The 14,055-nt window shown below is 62.2% G+C and carries 14 protein-coding genes; 12 read left to right on the forward strand and 2 right to left on the reverse strand.

All coding sequences use genetic code 11. The features are described from left to right. Positions 1–185: 185 nt before the first annotated feature. From S4A8_RS10270 to S4A8_RS10300, 7 genes are all read left to right on the forward strand, one after another. On the forward strand, positions 186–401 hold the full coding sequence (locus tag S4A8_RS10270) for a hypothetical protein (protein WP_353220074.1): 216 nt from the start codon (positions 186–188) through the stop codon (positions 399–401). 108 nt (positions 402–509) lie between these two features. Then, a complete protein-coding gene (locus S4A8_RS10275; protein WP_353220075.1) occupies positions 510–746 on the forward strand; it encodes a DUF6429 family protein in 237 nt (78 codons plus the stop codon). A gap of 232 nt (positions 747–978) precedes the next feature. Next, positions 979–1,341: a hypothetical protein gene (locus tag S4A8_RS10280; RefSeq protein ID WP_353220076.1), complete on the forward strand. Its 363-nt coding sequence runs from the start codon at positions 979–981 to the stop codon at positions 1,339–1,341. A gap of 149 nt (positions 1,342–1,490) precedes the next feature. Further along, positions 1,491–1,847: a hypothetical protein gene (locus S4A8_RS10285; RefSeq protein ID WP_353220077.1), complete on the forward strand. Its 357-nt coding sequence runs from the start codon at positions 1,491–1,493 to the stop codon at positions 1,845–1,847. 41 nt (positions 1,848–1,888) lie between these two features. Beyond that, the gene (locus S4A8_RS10290) at positions 1,889–2,812 is read left to right on the forward strand and encodes an alpha/beta fold hydrolase (RefSeq protein ID WP_353220078.1); all 924 of its coding nucleotides are present in this window, start codon (positions 1,889–1,891) and stop codon (positions 2,810–2,812) included. A gap of 5 nt (positions 2,813–2,817) precedes the next feature. Then, entirely contained in the window at positions 2,818–3,309 is a 492-nt protein-coding gene (locus S4A8_RS10295; protein WP_353220079.1) for a GNAT family N-acetyltransferase, read from the forward strand. Positions 3,310–3,557: 248 nt separating this feature from the next. Beyond that, a complete protein-coding gene (locus S4A8_RS10300; protein WP_353220080.1) occupies positions 3,558–5,186 on the forward strand; it encodes a methyl-accepting chemotaxis protein in 1,629 nt (542 codons plus the stop codon). A gap of 264 nt (positions 5,187–5,450) precedes the next feature. Here S4A8_RS10300 and S4A8_RS10305 read toward each other — a convergent pair whose 3' ends face one another. Next, complete coding sequence (locus tag S4A8_RS10305; RefSeq protein WP_353220081.1) at positions 5,451–7,163, reverse strand: thiamine pyrophosphate-dependent enzyme; 1,713 nt, start codon at positions 7,161–7,163, stop codon at positions 5,451–5,453. A 493-nt stretch (positions 7,164–7,656) separates the two neighbouring features. On the opposite strand from S4A8_RS10305, the gene S4A8_RS10310 reads away from it, so the two are divergent. The 5 genes from S4A8_RS10310 to S4A8_RS10330 all read left to right on the forward strand — a co-directional run bounded on the left by S4A8_RS10310 (position 7,657) and on the right by S4A8_RS10330 (position 11,275). Beyond that, a complete protein-coding gene (locus S4A8_RS10310) occupies positions 7,657–8,862 on the forward strand; it encodes an amine dehydrogenase large subunit (protein ID WP_353220082.1) in 1,206 nt (401 codons plus the stop codon). Continuing rightward, a complete protein-coding gene (locus S4A8_RS10315) occupies positions 8,859–9,392 on the forward strand; it encodes a MauE/DoxX family redox-associated membrane protein (protein WP_353220083.1) in 534 nt (177 codons plus the stop codon). The genes S4A8_RS10310 and S4A8_RS10315 overlap by 4 nt, the downstream gene beginning before the upstream one ends. Then, the gene (mauD, locus tag S4A8_RS10320) at positions 9,389–9,994 is read left to right on the forward strand and encodes a methylamine dehydrogenase accessory protein MauD (protein ID WP_353220084.1); all 606 of its coding nucleotides are present in this window, start codon (positions 9,389–9,391) and stop codon (positions 9,992–9,994) included. Before S4A8_RS10315 ends, mauD begins: the two co-directional genes overlap by 4 nt. A 34-nt stretch (positions 9,995–10,028) precedes the next feature. Further along, on the forward strand, positions 10,029–10,589 hold the full coding sequence (locus tag S4A8_RS10325; RefSeq protein WP_353220085.1) for a methylamine dehydrogenase light chain: 561 nt from the start codon (positions 10,029–10,031) through the stop codon (positions 10,587–10,589). Positions 10,590–10,876: 287 nt separating this feature from the next. After that, a complete protein-coding gene (locus S4A8_RS10330; protein WP_353220086.1) occupies positions 10,877–11,275 on the forward strand; it encodes a cytochrome C in 399 nt (132 codons plus the stop codon). Positions 11,276–11,721: 446 nt separating this feature from the next. Here the strand turns inward: S4A8_RS10330 and S4A8_RS10335 are convergent, their stop codons facing one another. Then, a complete protein-coding gene (locus S4A8_RS10335) occupies positions 11,722–13,881 on the reverse strand; it encodes a putative bifunctional diguanylate cyclase/phosphodiesterase (RefSeq protein WP_353220087.1) in 2,160 nt (719 codons plus the stop codon). Between the last annotated feature and the right edge of the window lie 174 nt (positions 13,882–14,055).

Raw genomic sequence — 14,055 nt, forward strand, 5'->3', positions numbered from 1 at the left:
GAATACGCTTGGCTGGTCGGGCTTCGCATCGAGATTTGGGCGCTATTTCAGCAGCGCCCTAGAAGGTCGGTACTTTCATGAAGAAAAAATCTAACAAAACTCTGCAGTTGACCGCCCAAAGCGCTGCCGCGCTTCGGTCGGCAACTGAGCTTCGGCGTTAGAAGCTGGAAGAGGGAGATTCCGATATGTCTATAAAGCTAGAAGGAAATTGGAATAAGGGGCTTGCCTTTGATGTACATACACTAAGCAGTACCTATCTTGGGCCAAACGAGTTTGGGCATGACCAGTGGGAGAGCACTCGCAGCGAAATAGGTGAACTGCTCTACCTGTTGAAATACCGCGCGGATGCTAGCTCTATTCCGAAAATCGTGAATCTTCTAGATAAGTGGCAATTAGGGTAAGGTCTTGCATTGCCACATGTGGCGCCGGTCACCCGCAGCGCTTTGAGGCGCTCGGAATCGGTTCGAGCCGATTTGGATCTTGCTGAGCGGACGCGGTAATGTCCGCTTATGGAACCTGATGACGATAAAATCGACGCGGCCGTGCTCGCGTTGCTGTACTTGACGCTGCACGACGATAGGCGGGCATGGAAGGGCTTTCCCTGGGAAGCGACCGATCGGCTATACGAACGAGGGTTGATTAGTAACCCAAGAACGAAGGCGAAGTCGGTGGTTTTATCGGACGACGGTATGGCCGAAGCCGAGAAGATGTTTCGCGCGTTGCTCGCAAAACCCGAGAAAGATTGAGCAGCCGTGCCAGAGTGGAGGTGGAACCGAATCCGCGAGGGCAGTATGCGGAACTCAGCAATAGTTAGGCCGGCAGTGGGGATTGCCAAATCTGTATAGGGATTTCGGCGCAACCAGCCGTATCGGCGCGACTCAAGTAGTAAGCCGATTAATGCGTCTGCCACGTCGAATGGTCATAATAAACAGGCGACTTGGTTTTGCCGGGTTCGATGTGCGTCTATCGGGGGAGAGCATGAATTTTCTGCGACCTGTTGTTATTGCCAGCCTGTTGGTCTTAAGCGGTATTTCCAACGCAATGCCCGATTCGGGCGGCACTTCGCGGGGCGAGATGGCGCCGGTCGGGAGCGATCTCATCGTCGGAACATGGGCGTGGACGCGCCTGCCCAGACGTTGGTTGCTGCGAGCTCGTATCGCGGCGGTGATTCATCCGTTGGGCGAGTTCGAAGGCGGGCTGACGCAGGTGGAATATCGCGCGCTGCGCGAGTTGTGTTTCGTAAGCGGTGCGCACGCGACGGCCGTGCATGAAGGGGCCGAACTCACGGCCGCTGAGCTGGCAGCTTTCGATTTCGCCGCCAGTGACACCCCCGCCCAGTAAGCCGCGCGACCGATTGCAGCGGTGCTTTTCGACGCCCATGGCCGGCGGTACCCGTAAGCAAGCTAGCACGCGGGTAATGCCGATAATGCTGGGCCAAGACAATAAACCGACCGATAATAGGCCGCTGAGCGGGATGATTCGCCGACGTTTTGCAAGCCGATATCGAAATCACCGATTCGCCCGATGGCCATTACGCGGTCCATGCAACGCCCTGGGAAGCGGGTGCGTCGCACTGGATTTATCACCCCGCTATTGTCGATAACCGATCGGGCCGGGTGTTGTGGTCGCCCGCCGATCGGCATTGGTCGGTCGAAGGTCTTCGCTGGTTGTCCACGGCCCGCGTCAGCTTGCAGCTGAGAAAATATCCGGGCGATCGGCGGCCTGCGATGATGGAACTGGTCGTGGATTGTTGCGCCGAGCAGGCGCGGTTGCACAACGACTGGCACCCGTTGGCTGCGGTTGATGTACTGCTGGCGGCCGTCTGGGCGGCCGAGGGCAACGCATGACGCACGGCCGTTAATCGTCGAAGTATTTGTAGAGGAATCGGATGGCTGAACAATTCGTAGCCGTGGAGCAGCGCGCGCTCTGGAGCGAATGCGCCGGCTCGAACGCTGATGAAACGATACTGTTGATCGCGGGCGCCAACGCCTCGGCCATGATGTGGCCGGACGAATTCGTCGACCTGCTGGTGGCCAGCGGGTTTCAGGTGTTGCGTTACGACCACCGGGATACCGGGCGCTCGACATGCCTGGAATTCGAAAGTGCGCCTTACAGTTTGCAGGCGCTCGCTGACGATGCGATCGCGGTACTCGATGCCTGGCAGGTCGAGCGCGCCCATGTGGTGGGCCTGTCGATCGGCGCCACGCTGGGGCAGGTGTTGGCGCTTGATTACCCCGAGCGGCTGCACAGCCTTACCGTGATGTGTGGCGCCGCGCTGGATGTGGATTTCGTCGGTAATATCGGGCGGGCGTTCCCAGGAGAGCCCTCGCCCGATGGCTTGCCGCTGCCGGATAAGGACGTGCTGGCGGTGCTGGCCGCCCGCGCCGAGCCCAGTGCGACACGCGAAGCGGAACTGGCCCGCCGTGTCGCGGAATGGCGGGTGTTGTGTGGCGACATGCTCGCTTTCGACGCCGCCGACTGGCGTGCGCGCGAACAACGTTGTATCGAACATGCCGGGTACTGGCAGCAGCCGGCCAACCACGGGCAGGCCGCGCCGATTCCGCTCGAGCGCGGGCAGGCGCTGGCCCATGCCCAGGTTCCGTGTCTGGTGATACAGGGCGGCCAGGACCCGCTCAATCCGCCACCGCACGGTACCCATATCGCCGATCTGTTCCCCGCGGCCCGCTGTATCGAAATACCCGCGCTGGGGCATTGTCTGCCGAGTGCCCTGTTGGCCGAAATCGCCCGTGAGATCAGCCGTCACGCCCGGGCAAGTCGCGCCCAGCGCCCGGCCGCGCCCAACCGGTTGTAGCGGCGGTGGATGATCGTGGCGGGGTCGAGATTCGTACCTACCGGCCCGACGATGCGCCGGCGTTGTTCGATATCTTCTATTCGGCAGTACACGGCACGGCCGCAACCTATTACACGCCAGCCCAGATCGCCGCATGGGCGCCGGCCGAGCTCGGCCGCGATGCCTGGGCGGCCCATCTGGATACGATCGCGCCGTTCGTTGCCCAAATCGATGGCCGAGCAGTGGGCTATGCCGATCTGCAGTCCGACGGTTATATCGACCACTTTTTCGTGCACGGCGATTTCGCGCGGCGTGGTATTGGCAATACATTGATGCACACCCTGCATCAAACAGCCCGAGAACGAGCGTTGGACCGGCTTTATTCGAATGTCAGCCTGGCGGCGGTGGCGTTTTTCGACGTCTGGGGTTTCGAGTGCGTACAGGCGCAAACGCCCATACGCCGCGGTGTGGCGATCGACAACGTGCGAATGCGAAAACGGCTCGGTCGCACGGGTTAGCTCGCCGCGCTGACCGTCATCGACGGTCGCACGCCGGGCTGAAGAAACGGCCCCTGGTGGGGCCTTGAGGCCATGGCCGTGCGCCTGGGCGCTGCGCTGTCGCCGATTGCAGGCGGTTTTGATCGCTTTGCGTTCAAAGGTCTAGCACGTGGCGATGGAAAAACCGCCGGCCGGTGCTAAAGGCCTTCGGCTCGCTGCCGAAAGTTCGATAGACGATTGGTGTAATCGAACCTAGCGAGTACAAATCAATGGCCGTAGTTGCAGACCAACTGGGGTTGCCGGCAGACACCGCCGACGCCCATACCCACGAACACAGTGCGTCGCCGACGCAACGCCGGCGAAAGCCATTGGCGTTGCGCCACAAGCTCGGGTTGATTCTATTGCTCATGTGGGTGGGCATGATCGCGAGCGTGCTGGTCATCAGCGTGTTCGAGCGCTCTGCGATGTTGCAGGAGCGCCGCATGGGCGTGCAGCAGATCGTGGACTATGCCACGAGCCTGTTGGCCGACTACGAACAGCGGGTCGAGCGCGGCGAAATGGCGCCGGCACAGGCACGCGAAATGGCCTACGCACAGTTGCGTACGCTGCGTTTCGACGAAACCAACTATGTCTTCGCGGTCAAGCCCGAGGGCTTTCTCGCCAGTCATCCGACGATTGGGCCGGACAAGCCCATGTTGGATTTCCAGGATCCCAGCGGCAAGTATCTGTTTCGAGAGCTCATTGAAACAGGCATGAACGGTGGCGGGTTCGTCGATTACCAATGGGAGCGCAACAAGGGCGAGGCGCCGAGCGCCAAAGTCAGCTATGTACGGCTGTTCGAGCCGTGGAATGTCCTCGTGGGCTCGGGCGTGTACATCGAAGACGTCAACGCGGCGATCCGCCATTCGTTGCTGATCAACCTGGCGCTGCTGGGGGCGATTGGTGCGCTGGTTACGCTGGTGTTCTGGCGCGTGGGCCGGGGCATCTATCGCGATATCGGTGGCGAGCCCGATGCGGCAAGACGCCAGGTCCAGGCCATGGCGGCGGGTGATTTCAGTTCGGGCCACGATAGGCGCGATGCCCCCGAGGGCAGTCTTTTGCAGGCAATCGAGCATATGCGTGCCGACATGGCCGAGGTGGTGGCGATGATTCGCGATACCGCGGCGTCGGTCGATAGCGGTGCCCGCGAGATCGCGGCCGGCAACACCCAGCTGTCGTCGCGTACCGAGCAGCAGGCCGCGTCGCTACAGCAGACGGCGGCGAGCATGGAGCAGTTGTCGGCTACGGTACGCCAGAATGCGGATAACGCACGGGAAGTGAAATCGCTATCCGAACGTACCGATGAATCGCTCAAACAGGGGCGGGGCGTGATGTCCGATGTGGTCAGCGCCATGCACGCCGTGCGCGACAGCTCTCAACAAATGGCGCAGATCATCGAGATGATCGACGGTATTGCCTTCCAGACCAACCTGCTGGCGCTCAATGCCGCGGTGGAAGCCGCGCGCGCAGGCGAGCACGGCCGCGGGTTCGCCGTGGTGGCCAGCGAAGTGCGCCAGCTCGCCAAACGCTCGGCGGATGCCGCGCACGATATCAGCCAACTGGTGGATGGTTCTGCCGCGCAGGTGGGCCGCAGTACGGAACTGGTCGACAAGGCCAATGAAACCATGCGCTCGATAGAAGCCGACGCCCACCGCGTCAGCGCGTTGATCTCCGAAATTTCGGCGGCCTCGCAGGAGCAAAGCTCGGGTATCGGTCAGATCAGCGAGGCCGTGAGCCAGATCGACCAGGTGACCCAGCAGAATGCGGCGCTGGTCGAAGAGGCAGCGGCCTCCTCGAGCGTGTTGGAATCCAACGCCGGGCGCATGCAACAGGCGGTGTCACGCTTCACCGTCGCCTGAAGCGCCGGACTTCGCGTAAGACGCCGGGCCGGAACACAACGAACCGGCCCGGTGGCGGTCCAGCGACGACGGGACGGCATGAGCACTGCTCATGCCTCCTGTTGAGGCGTGCCAAGTTGCGCATGAGGCTGGAAGCGCAACGACATAGCGCTTCAATCTATCCGGTTTTCGCTTTATTCGCGTTTCTTTACGTGCATTCGCGGACCACATGCCGGTCTGATCAGGCGGCCGAATCTCATCCGGGATCAAGGGCCCCCTTGCCAATCAGCGGCGCCCGAAATTGTTGCGTACGAGATCGATGACCTCATCCATCCGGCCGGAGAATATCGCTTTGGTCGAATACAGGGCGGTGGAGGCGACCTGGCCGGGCTCGATATTCGGCGGCATGACCAGTTCCATGCGATTGACCTTCACATCGAGAATACCCGGGCCGTTGTGGGCCAGCAGGTCGCGCACGCCATCGGCGAGATCGTGCTTCTTCTCGATCTTGCGACCCCACAGGCCGATGGCCTCGGCGAGACGGCCGAAATCCGGGTTCTTGAGTTCGGTATAGGCATCGAGCAGGCCTTCGACCTTTTGCTCGATCTCCACGAAGCCCAGTGAGCTGTTGTTGAACACGACCAACTTGACCGGGATTTGCTCCTGCACAAGCGTAAGCAGATCGCCCATGAGCATGCTCAGCCCGCCGTCGCCGCACATGGCGATGACCTGGCGTTGTGGCAACGCCTTGGCGATACCCAGCGCCTGCGGGTAGGCGTTGGCCATGGTGCCGTGCACCAGGCTGGGCAGGGTACGGCGTTTGCCGTTGGCCCGGATATGACGCAGACACCAGACCATCGGGCTGCCGCCGTCCGCGGTGAATACGGCATCGTCGTCGGCGTATTCGTCGAGTAGCAGGGTGAGTTCCTGCGGGTGGATCAGGTCGTCGTAGTCCGATTGGGCCGCAGCATGGTCGAGTGCGTCGAGATAGGTCTTGCGACAATCGTTGACCCAGTCGCGATCGGTCTTTTTCTGAACCCGGTCGATCAACGCCGCACAGGTATCGCGGGTGCTGCCGACCACGCCGATATCGATCGGGTGACGCAGGCCGATCTGCCCCGGATTGGTGTCGACCTGGATGATGGTGGCGTTTTCCGGATAGAACTGCGCCCAGGCGAAGTTGCAGCCCAGTAGCAGCAGAGTGTCGCATTCCGACACCGCCTTGTAGCCGCCCTCGAGGCCGAAGACACCGGTCATGCCCACTTCGAGTTCGTTGTCGTATTCGACGAAATCCTTGGCTCGCGATGTCCAGGCGATCGGTGCGCCCAGCTTGTCGGCCAGGGCGATCAGTTCATCGTGGGCGTTGCGACAGCCATAGCCGGCATAGATCGATACTTTCTTGCCAGCATCGAGCTTGGCGGCGATGGCGTCGAGGTCGGCGTCGTTGGGGCGCAGTACCGGATCGAAGCGCAGGGTGCGATAGGGCAGGCTATCGGCCGGCTTCTGGGTAAACAGATCACCGGGTACGATGAGTACGGCTACGCCGCCTTCGTTGAGGGCTTTCTGGGCCGCGATCGCGGTCAGCCGGCGGGCGTTTTCCGGGCTCGATACATACTCGCAGAAGACACTGTATTGGGCATAGATCGGGCGCTGGTCGACATCCTGCGGAAAGCCCACGCCCATTTCCGCGGTCGCGACCTGGGAGGCGATGAATACCACCGGCGCGCCGTTGCGGTGCGATTCGATCAGGCCGTTGACGAAATGGGTGCTGCCCGGGCCGCAGGTGCCGGCACAGCAGGCCAGTTCGTTGGTGATGAAGGCTTCCGCGCCGGCCGCGAAACCGCCGACTTCCTCGTGGCGCACATGCACCCAGTCCATCTCCGAGCGCCGGATCGCGTCGGTGAAGTGGTTGATGGTATCGCCCACCACGCCATAGCAGCGCCTGGCGCCGGCTTGGGTAAGCGTCTCGACGACGATTTCGGCAACGTTGCTGGCCATGGGGGCTCCTTGAGACGGTCGCGCCGGGATTGGCGCCATTGAATGCATGATACAGGCTGGTCGCTGGCCCGGGCAGCGGTCTGCCCACGCAGGTGTTGCGACCGTTGCCAAGCTGTGTTCGCACAGAGGCATCGTACGCCTCGTGTCTATCGCGCGGTCGATATTGAACCGATGGCAGAGGGCATGCGTTGTGCGATCACGTCAACGCTGGGTGCAGGCGACAAGCCACGCTTTTCGTCAGCGCGCGGCGGCCATTGTGGCGAGCCGGGTCGGCGTCCGGCTATCCGGAAAAGTTCGTGCCGAGGCAATGCCGGGGCAAAGCAGGTGTATTGCACAGCCTTTGTGCAGCCGGTGTCCGATACGGGGCGCAGTCGAACCATTGGGGGGCAGTCAGACGACAAGCGCAGCCGCGTGATGCGGCGCTATGCGCTCTGGCGTACATGGCCCGGCTTTTGCAATGGGCTAGCGACTGCCGTTTTACCAGGGTCATGCGATGACAGCGACGAGATTTCAAAGGCTTGCACGCCAAACCGCGACTGCCGTCGTGTGTGCGTTGACGTTCGCCGGCGCGGTGGCCGCCGCCGACGATACCGACACGTCCACCAAGGCATCGGCGTTCGAACCGGAAACCTTCACGGTCGAGCAGGGCATTGCCGAGGGGCCGCTGGTGTTGGTCAACCAGGCGAGCTGGGACGGTGCCAGCCGTATCCATGTCTATTCGCAGGACGGACTGGATTACCAGGGCCTGTTGTCGATGGGCCTGACCTCGCAATTGATCGTCAGCCCGGATCACAGCCGGGTCTATACGCTCTCCGATTACATGGAGCGTTATACCTATGGCCCGATCCATAGCGTCGTACAGGCATTCGACATCGACACGCTCAAGCCGGTGGCCGAAGTGGAAGTGCCGAACAAGGCGGTCAAGGCGATCGGCATGGAGCATCTCATCGAGATCAGTGCCGACGGCAAGTATGTGTATGTCCAGAACGCCACGCCGGGCACCTCGGTCACGGTGGTCTCGGTCGACGACATGAGCGTTCTCAAGGAGATCCCGACCCCGGGCTGCTATGGGATTTATCCGAGCGCCGAAGGTCATCGGTTCACCACACTGTGCGGCCCGGGCACGCTCAACAGCTACGACGTGGACGAACAGGATCCCGGGGCAACGCCGTCGGACAAATTCTTCAACGTCGAGGCCGACGCCCTCTATCTGCATTCGGTACGCACGCAGGACGGACATCTCGTGTTCACGTCCTTCAACGGCAATCTGTATGTCGTCGACGATAGCGGCGACAAGGCAAAGCTGGTCAAAAAACTCGCCGTGACCGAGGGTGTGGATGGTGACTGGGCGCCAGGCGGCTACGGCGTGACGGCTTATAACGCCGCCAACGACATGCTGTTCATGATCGTGCATTCCGATGCCTACGAAGGCAGCCACAAGGATATGTCGGAACAGATATGGGCCTACAGTCTGGCGGACGAAAAACTCCTCTCCCGCTCGAAGGCGCCGCATCTGGTGGCAATCGCGACCAGCCAGGGTGAGCGCCCGACCTTGTATGGCTCCAATGAAGAAGAGTCCAGTGTCGATGTCTATACCGCGGGCGACGACGGCTTCAAGTTCAAAAAGACCGACTCCGACGAGCGCGTGGGCTGGACCACGTCGCTGATGACCGCGCCAGCGCGCACGAGCGCGCAATGACCGCGATGGGGGAACTCGCCAGCGCTGCGGCCGGCGTATTCGTGCTGCTGGTGGTATTACGCGCCGCATTGCACAAGGCGCTTGATGTTGTCGAGCTGCAGGGCTTCGTTGCCGACTACCGACTGCTACCCCAGGCCTGGGTGGTGCCGGTGTCGGGCCTGTTGGTGGCGATCGAATTCATCCTTGCGGCCGGCGTAGCGTTGCCGCTTACCCGCACCGCGGGCTTGGTGGGCTGCGCGCTGCTGTTTGCCGGCTATGGCGTGGCGATCGGTATCAATCTCGCGCGTGGGCACAGCCGTATCGAGTGCGGCTGTGGTGGCGCGCCACAAATGCTGAGCGCATCGCTGCTCTGGCGTAATGCGGCGCTGATCGTACTGGCCCTGTTCGCCGCGGGCGTGGTGCCCGGGCCGCTGGCTGTGGCGGATCGGGCTGTTGCCATCGCTGCGGGTGTTTTTGCCCTGGCTATCTATCTGCTGTTCGAACAGCTCAATGCCAATCGCGTGTTTCTGAAAAAACGAGGACCGCTATGACTGCTCTGACCTTTGCCGTGGTGTTCCTCGGCCTGGCGTTTCTGGCGCTGTGTTTCGGCTTTATCGTGCTCGCGCGCCAGATTGGCGTGATCTACGAGCGTATCGCCCCGATGGGCGCGTTGATGAATGACTCCGGCCCCAAAGTCGGTGAGCAGTCGCCGAAGTTCGCCCTCGAAAGTCTCAACGGCGGCACGGTGTCCATCGGCGCGCCGCAGGACAAGGCCACACTGGTGTTCTTCGTGTCACCCACCTGTCCAATCTGCAAGAAGCTCATTCCCATTCTGCGTTCGATCCGCTCCAGCGAGGGCGATTGGCTGGCCGTGGTGCTCGCAAGCGACGGCGACGAAGACAAGCAGCGCCGATTCATCGACAACGCGCGCCTGACCGACTTCGACTATGTGTTGTCGACCGAGCTGGGGCTGGGCTATCGCGTGGCCCGTCTGCCCTATGCGGTGGTGCTCGATCGCCAGGGCGCGGTGCGCGCGAAAGGCCTGGTCAACACCCGCGAACAGCTCGAAAGCCTGTTCAATGCCCATGACATGGGCGTGGCTTCCATTCAGAACTATATCGGCGACAACGAGCAGGGCGCCGCCGCGCGCTGATCGTTACGGCGCACTCAATCCACGAGGATATCCCATGAAACGACTACTCGATGCGCTGACCGCCAAGACCGATGCCAGTGCCGAACGCATGATGCGCCACGCGGCGCAGCGCTACAGCCGGCGCAGCTTCATCGGTCGTGCGGCGCTGTTCATGGCGGGTACGGCATTGTTGCCGGTGTTGCCGTTCGATCAGGGCGGGCGTGCGATCGCAGCCACGCCCAATGGTGGCAAGCTCCAGGACGATGATCCGACCGCCTGTGACTACTGGCGCTACTGCGCCATCGACGGCAATCTTTGCAACGATTGTGGCGGTACACTCACCAGCTGCCCGCCCGGCGCGGAGGCGTCGAAGGTGTCGTGGGTCGGTACCTGTCGCAACCCGACCGACGGCAAGGACTACGTGGTGTCCTACAACGACTGCTGCGGCAAGGCCAGTTGTACCGGGACGGAATGCGTGAACAGCGCCCGCGAACGCCCCGGCTACCAGATGAGTCTGCATAACGATATCAACTGGTGCATGGCCAACAAGTCGATGGGCTATCACTGCACGGTCGCGGTGCTGGTCGGCCAGGTGGACGACGCGCCTGCCGCCTGATGCGAGCTGAGGTACCTGGGTGCCGAACCGCCGAGCACTGGCCGCGGCCGACGCCGTTGCGTTTCGATCGAGCGCGCACCGTGAAATACGTCGGGCTTAGTCGTTGGGCCGCGCCGGCTTTCTGGACGGTACGCATGGTCCGTTATGCGCAGGCGGTTCGACGCATGCTGACAGCGGCGGTGCGCAGGCGTGTGTGTAGGTCTTCAGGTGCGACGCGGCGACTTGTCTGCGCTGTCGCAGGCCGCGCCCTTGTAGGCGCCGTTGTGATGGCGAGCGTGGGGTTTTACGTGCCCGTACACGCGTCGCCGGGCCCGGCGACGCAGTACCTGATTCATTGCAGCGGCTGTCATCGCGCCGACGGGTCGGGCAGCCTGCGTGGCGGTATTCCCGACCTGCGCGGCTATGTCGGCTCCTTCGGCCGCCTCGAGGCGGGCCGTGCCTACCTCATGCATGTGCCCGGCGTGGTGGGTTCCGGCTTGGACAATGCCGATATCGCGGCGGTGATGAACTATATCTTTGCACGCTGGGCCGAGGCGCCGGCCAACGATCCGGTGCCCGCGTTCAGTGCCGACGAGGTCGCGCGCCTGCGCCGTTTGTCGATCCCCGATGTGGTCAAGGCGCGTCGCCGTGTCGTGCAGGAGCTTAATGCCCGCGATCTGCCGGTCGCGCCGTATCCCTGGCCCTAGCGTGCAGCCGATGGTCGCGCCGCGTTGTGCGCGGTCTGATGCCGTGCGGGCTGGGTTGCTTAGCAGCGCGTCTTCGCCGGGAGAGCGCTGTAATTTATTGTTTCTTCATTTGGGAAAACTGCGATTGACCGGTGCCAGCTGATACCATGCCTAACGGTCACATATCGTGATCTCGCTACGCATATTCGGAGAACTCATGCGCAATATTATCTATCTGGTTGGCCTGGTGGTCATCGTCGTGGCCATCCTGTGGTTTCTCGGCGTGATGTAGCCGCCTGCTAAAATGCGTCAAGGCTAGAAAGGGCCGATCGTGCTGCGATCGGCCCTTTTTTATCGCCGCGATCTCGACAGGATAGGTGCGCCGTTCGGTTTCGGCCCGCGAATCCGGGCGGCACGATGGCAGGCTCAGGGGAAATAGACGCCTATACCATGGCCCGATTTGCCGCTTACGGCATGATCGCCTGCCTGAGGTCGGATCGTAGCGGGGTGTCCTTCGCGCCGACCGCCGGCCCCTGTGCTGGCTGGGCGGCGACGCCCCGGTGATCGGGTGCGTCGCTCAGACGTCGTGCGTATTCCTCGGCCGGCATGGGCCGGTCCAGCAGATAGCCTTGTAGCTCGTCGCAACCGGCCTGGGTGAGATAGCGCTGCTGGCTACGCGTTTCCACGCCTTCGGCGACTACCGTGATCCCCAGCACGTGGGAAAGATTGATGATGAGCTTCACGATCTCGCTATGAGTCGTGGATGTGGCATCGTCGAGACTGGCGGTAAACGAGCGGTCGACCTTGAGTTGATGAATCGGCAGTTTCTGCAGATAGGACAAGCTCGAATAGCCGGTACCGAAATCGTCGAGTGCGATCCGGATGCCCAGATCGCTGAGCTGGCCCAGAACCCGGGTCGCTGTTTCGAACTCTTCCATGGCCAGGGTTTCGGTGATTTCGAGTATCAGGCAGTCCGGGGTGAGTTCATGGCGCGCCAGCGCACTGCGAATCTGGTCGATCAGGCGCTCGTCGAGCAGCCGCGCAACCGAAAGGTTGATCGATACCGGTGGCACCTGGAAACCGGCCGCGCGCCAGCGCCGGATCTGGCGGCAGACCTGATCGATGACACATAGCTCCAGATCGTTGATCAGGCCGCTACGTTCGGCGACCTCGATGAACAGGCCGGGGCTGACCAATCCACGGGTGGGATGCTGCCAGCGCACGAGCGCTTCCGCGCCGGCCAGGCCGCCGTCGGCGGTCCGGTATTTGGGCTGGTAGTAGACCACGAGTTCGTCGTTATCGATGCCGGCACGCAGTTCGTCCTGTATCTGAAAAGCCTCGGCCTGCTTGAGGCCCATGCTCGGCAGGTAGCGGCGTACGCGGTTCTTGCCGGCGCGCTTGGCGGTATACATCGCCAGATCGGCCGCCGTGATCAGCGCGGTGGCATCGGCCGCGTCGGTCGGGAACAGCGCGATGCCGATGCTGGCCGACAGGGTCGCGCCGCGCTCGCTCACCTGTGCCAGCTCGGCCAGCAGATTTTGTGCGAACGCTTCGGCGGTTTCGGGCTCGTCGACATCTTCCATGAGTAGCAGGAACTCGTCGCCACCGATGCGCCCGAGCATGTGTTGCTCGACGGCGAGTTTGCACAACATGTCGCTGGCGCGTTGCAGCAGCATATCGCCTACGGCATGGCCGAGACTGTCGTTGATGAGCTTGAAGCCGTCGAGATCGATATAGAGCAACGCGCTGCTGCGGTTGTGATCCGGTGTTGCGGTTGCGGCTTGTATGCGTTCGTAGACGCTGGCGCGGTTGGGCAGACCCGTGAGCGTGTCGTAGTGGCTGCGGTAGCGCAGTTGCGCATTGGCCTTACGCAACGACGTGACCAGGTCCGCGGTCTGACGATCGAGCTGGCGATCCAGCAGCGCGGCAAACACGCCCAGCGCGATGAGAAAAAGCGTCGACGAAGACACCAGCAAGGATAGCCAGAAAGGGTCGAGCGATACGCTGCCCGTGCTTATCGCCTCGCCGGGAAAACGCAGTGACGACAGCCCCAGGTGGTGGCATAGCGCCAGCGCGATCCCAAGGCCAAGCGACGAGGCGGCAACGAGGGGCACGTGCAGCGCACGATCCGTCGCGGTCAGACGATGCACGATCCGAAGGCCCGCGACCACCAGAATATACATGGCCAGTGCCGAACCCGCGGTCGCCAATGCGTGATAGTGGATTGCGGGTTCGAGTTGGAGCGAGAGATTGCCGAGATAAAACAGGGTCCAGGCGCCGGCGGCTATCGGCAGGGCAGCGGCCAGGGTTGCGGTGTAGCTAAGCGTCGGACGGCTGGCAACGACAAAGAACAGCAGGGCAGCAACGAAGGTGGCCAGCCACGACAGGAACGTCAGATCGAATTCGTGGCCTAGGGTAAACGGTAGTTTGACGGCCAGTATGCTGATGAAATGCATTGACCAGACCCCGGTGCTCAGCACACAGGCGCCCGCAATCAGCCACGCCGATTTGGCGCGGGTATGGCTTCGTCGTACCCGGCTGAGTATGTCGATCGCGGCATAGCAGGTCACGCTCGATATCACGACCGCGAGCACGATAGGCGCCAGGTGGTAGGTAATCGGGGTCAAGTCGTGCAGTCCTGCTAGGGCGTAGCGATAGTGAGGGTCGAGGCACAGTCATCGCCAAGCGTTATCGGCCGATCGCAGTTCCGGTTTAGTTGTCGCGCCGATCGAAAAAAGTCCGTTATTCACGATCGGTTATCGCCCGTCAGCCGCCGCTGCCCGCGAGCCGATCGCTACGCT

The organism is Salinisphaera sp. S4-8 (genome assembly GCF_040361235.1).
In the GTDB taxonomy this organism is placed as follows: domain Bacteria; phylum Pseudomonadota; class Gammaproteobacteria; order Nevskiales; family Salinisphaeraceae; genus Salinisphaera.

Coding starts and splice junctions, on each gene's coding strand:
- S4A8_RS10270 (WP_353220074.1), top strand. CDS start 186: ATGTCTATAAAGCTAGAAGGAAATTGGAATAAGGGGCTTGCCTTTGAT.
- S4A8_RS10275 (WP_353220075.1), top strand. CDS start 510: ATGGAACCTGATGACGATAAAATCGACGCGGCCGTGCTCGCGTTGCTG.
- S4A8_RS10280 (WP_353220076.1), top strand. CDS start 979: ATGAATTTTCTGCGACCTGTTGTTATTGCCAGCCTGTTGGTCTTAAGC.
- S4A8_RS10290 (WP_353220078.1), top strand. CDS start 1,889: ATGGCTGAACAATTCGTAGCCGTGGAGCAGCGCGCGCTCTGGAGCGAA.
- S4A8_RS10300 (WP_353220080.1), top strand. CDS start 3,558: ATGGCCGTAGTTGCAGACCAACTGGGGTTGCCGGCAGACACCGCCGAC.
- S4A8_RS10305 (WP_353220081.1), bottom strand. CDS start 7,163: ATGGCCAGCAACGTTGCCGAAATCGTCGTCGAGACGCTTACCCAAGCC.
- S4A8_RS10310 (WP_353220082.1), top strand. CDS start 7,657: ATGACAGCGACGAGATTTCAAAGGCTTGCACGCCAAACCGCGACTGCC.
- S4A8_RS10315 (WP_353220083.1), top strand. CDS start 8,859: ATGACCGCGATGGGGGAACTCGCCAGCGCTGCGGCCGGCGTATTCGTG.
- mauD (WP_353220084.1), top strand. CDS start 9,389: ATGACTGCTCTGACCTTTGCCGTGGTGTTCCTCGGCCTGGCGTTTCTG.
- S4A8_RS10325 (WP_353220085.1), top strand. CDS start 10,029: ATGAAACGACTACTCGATGCGCTGACCGCCAAGACCGATGCCAGTGCC.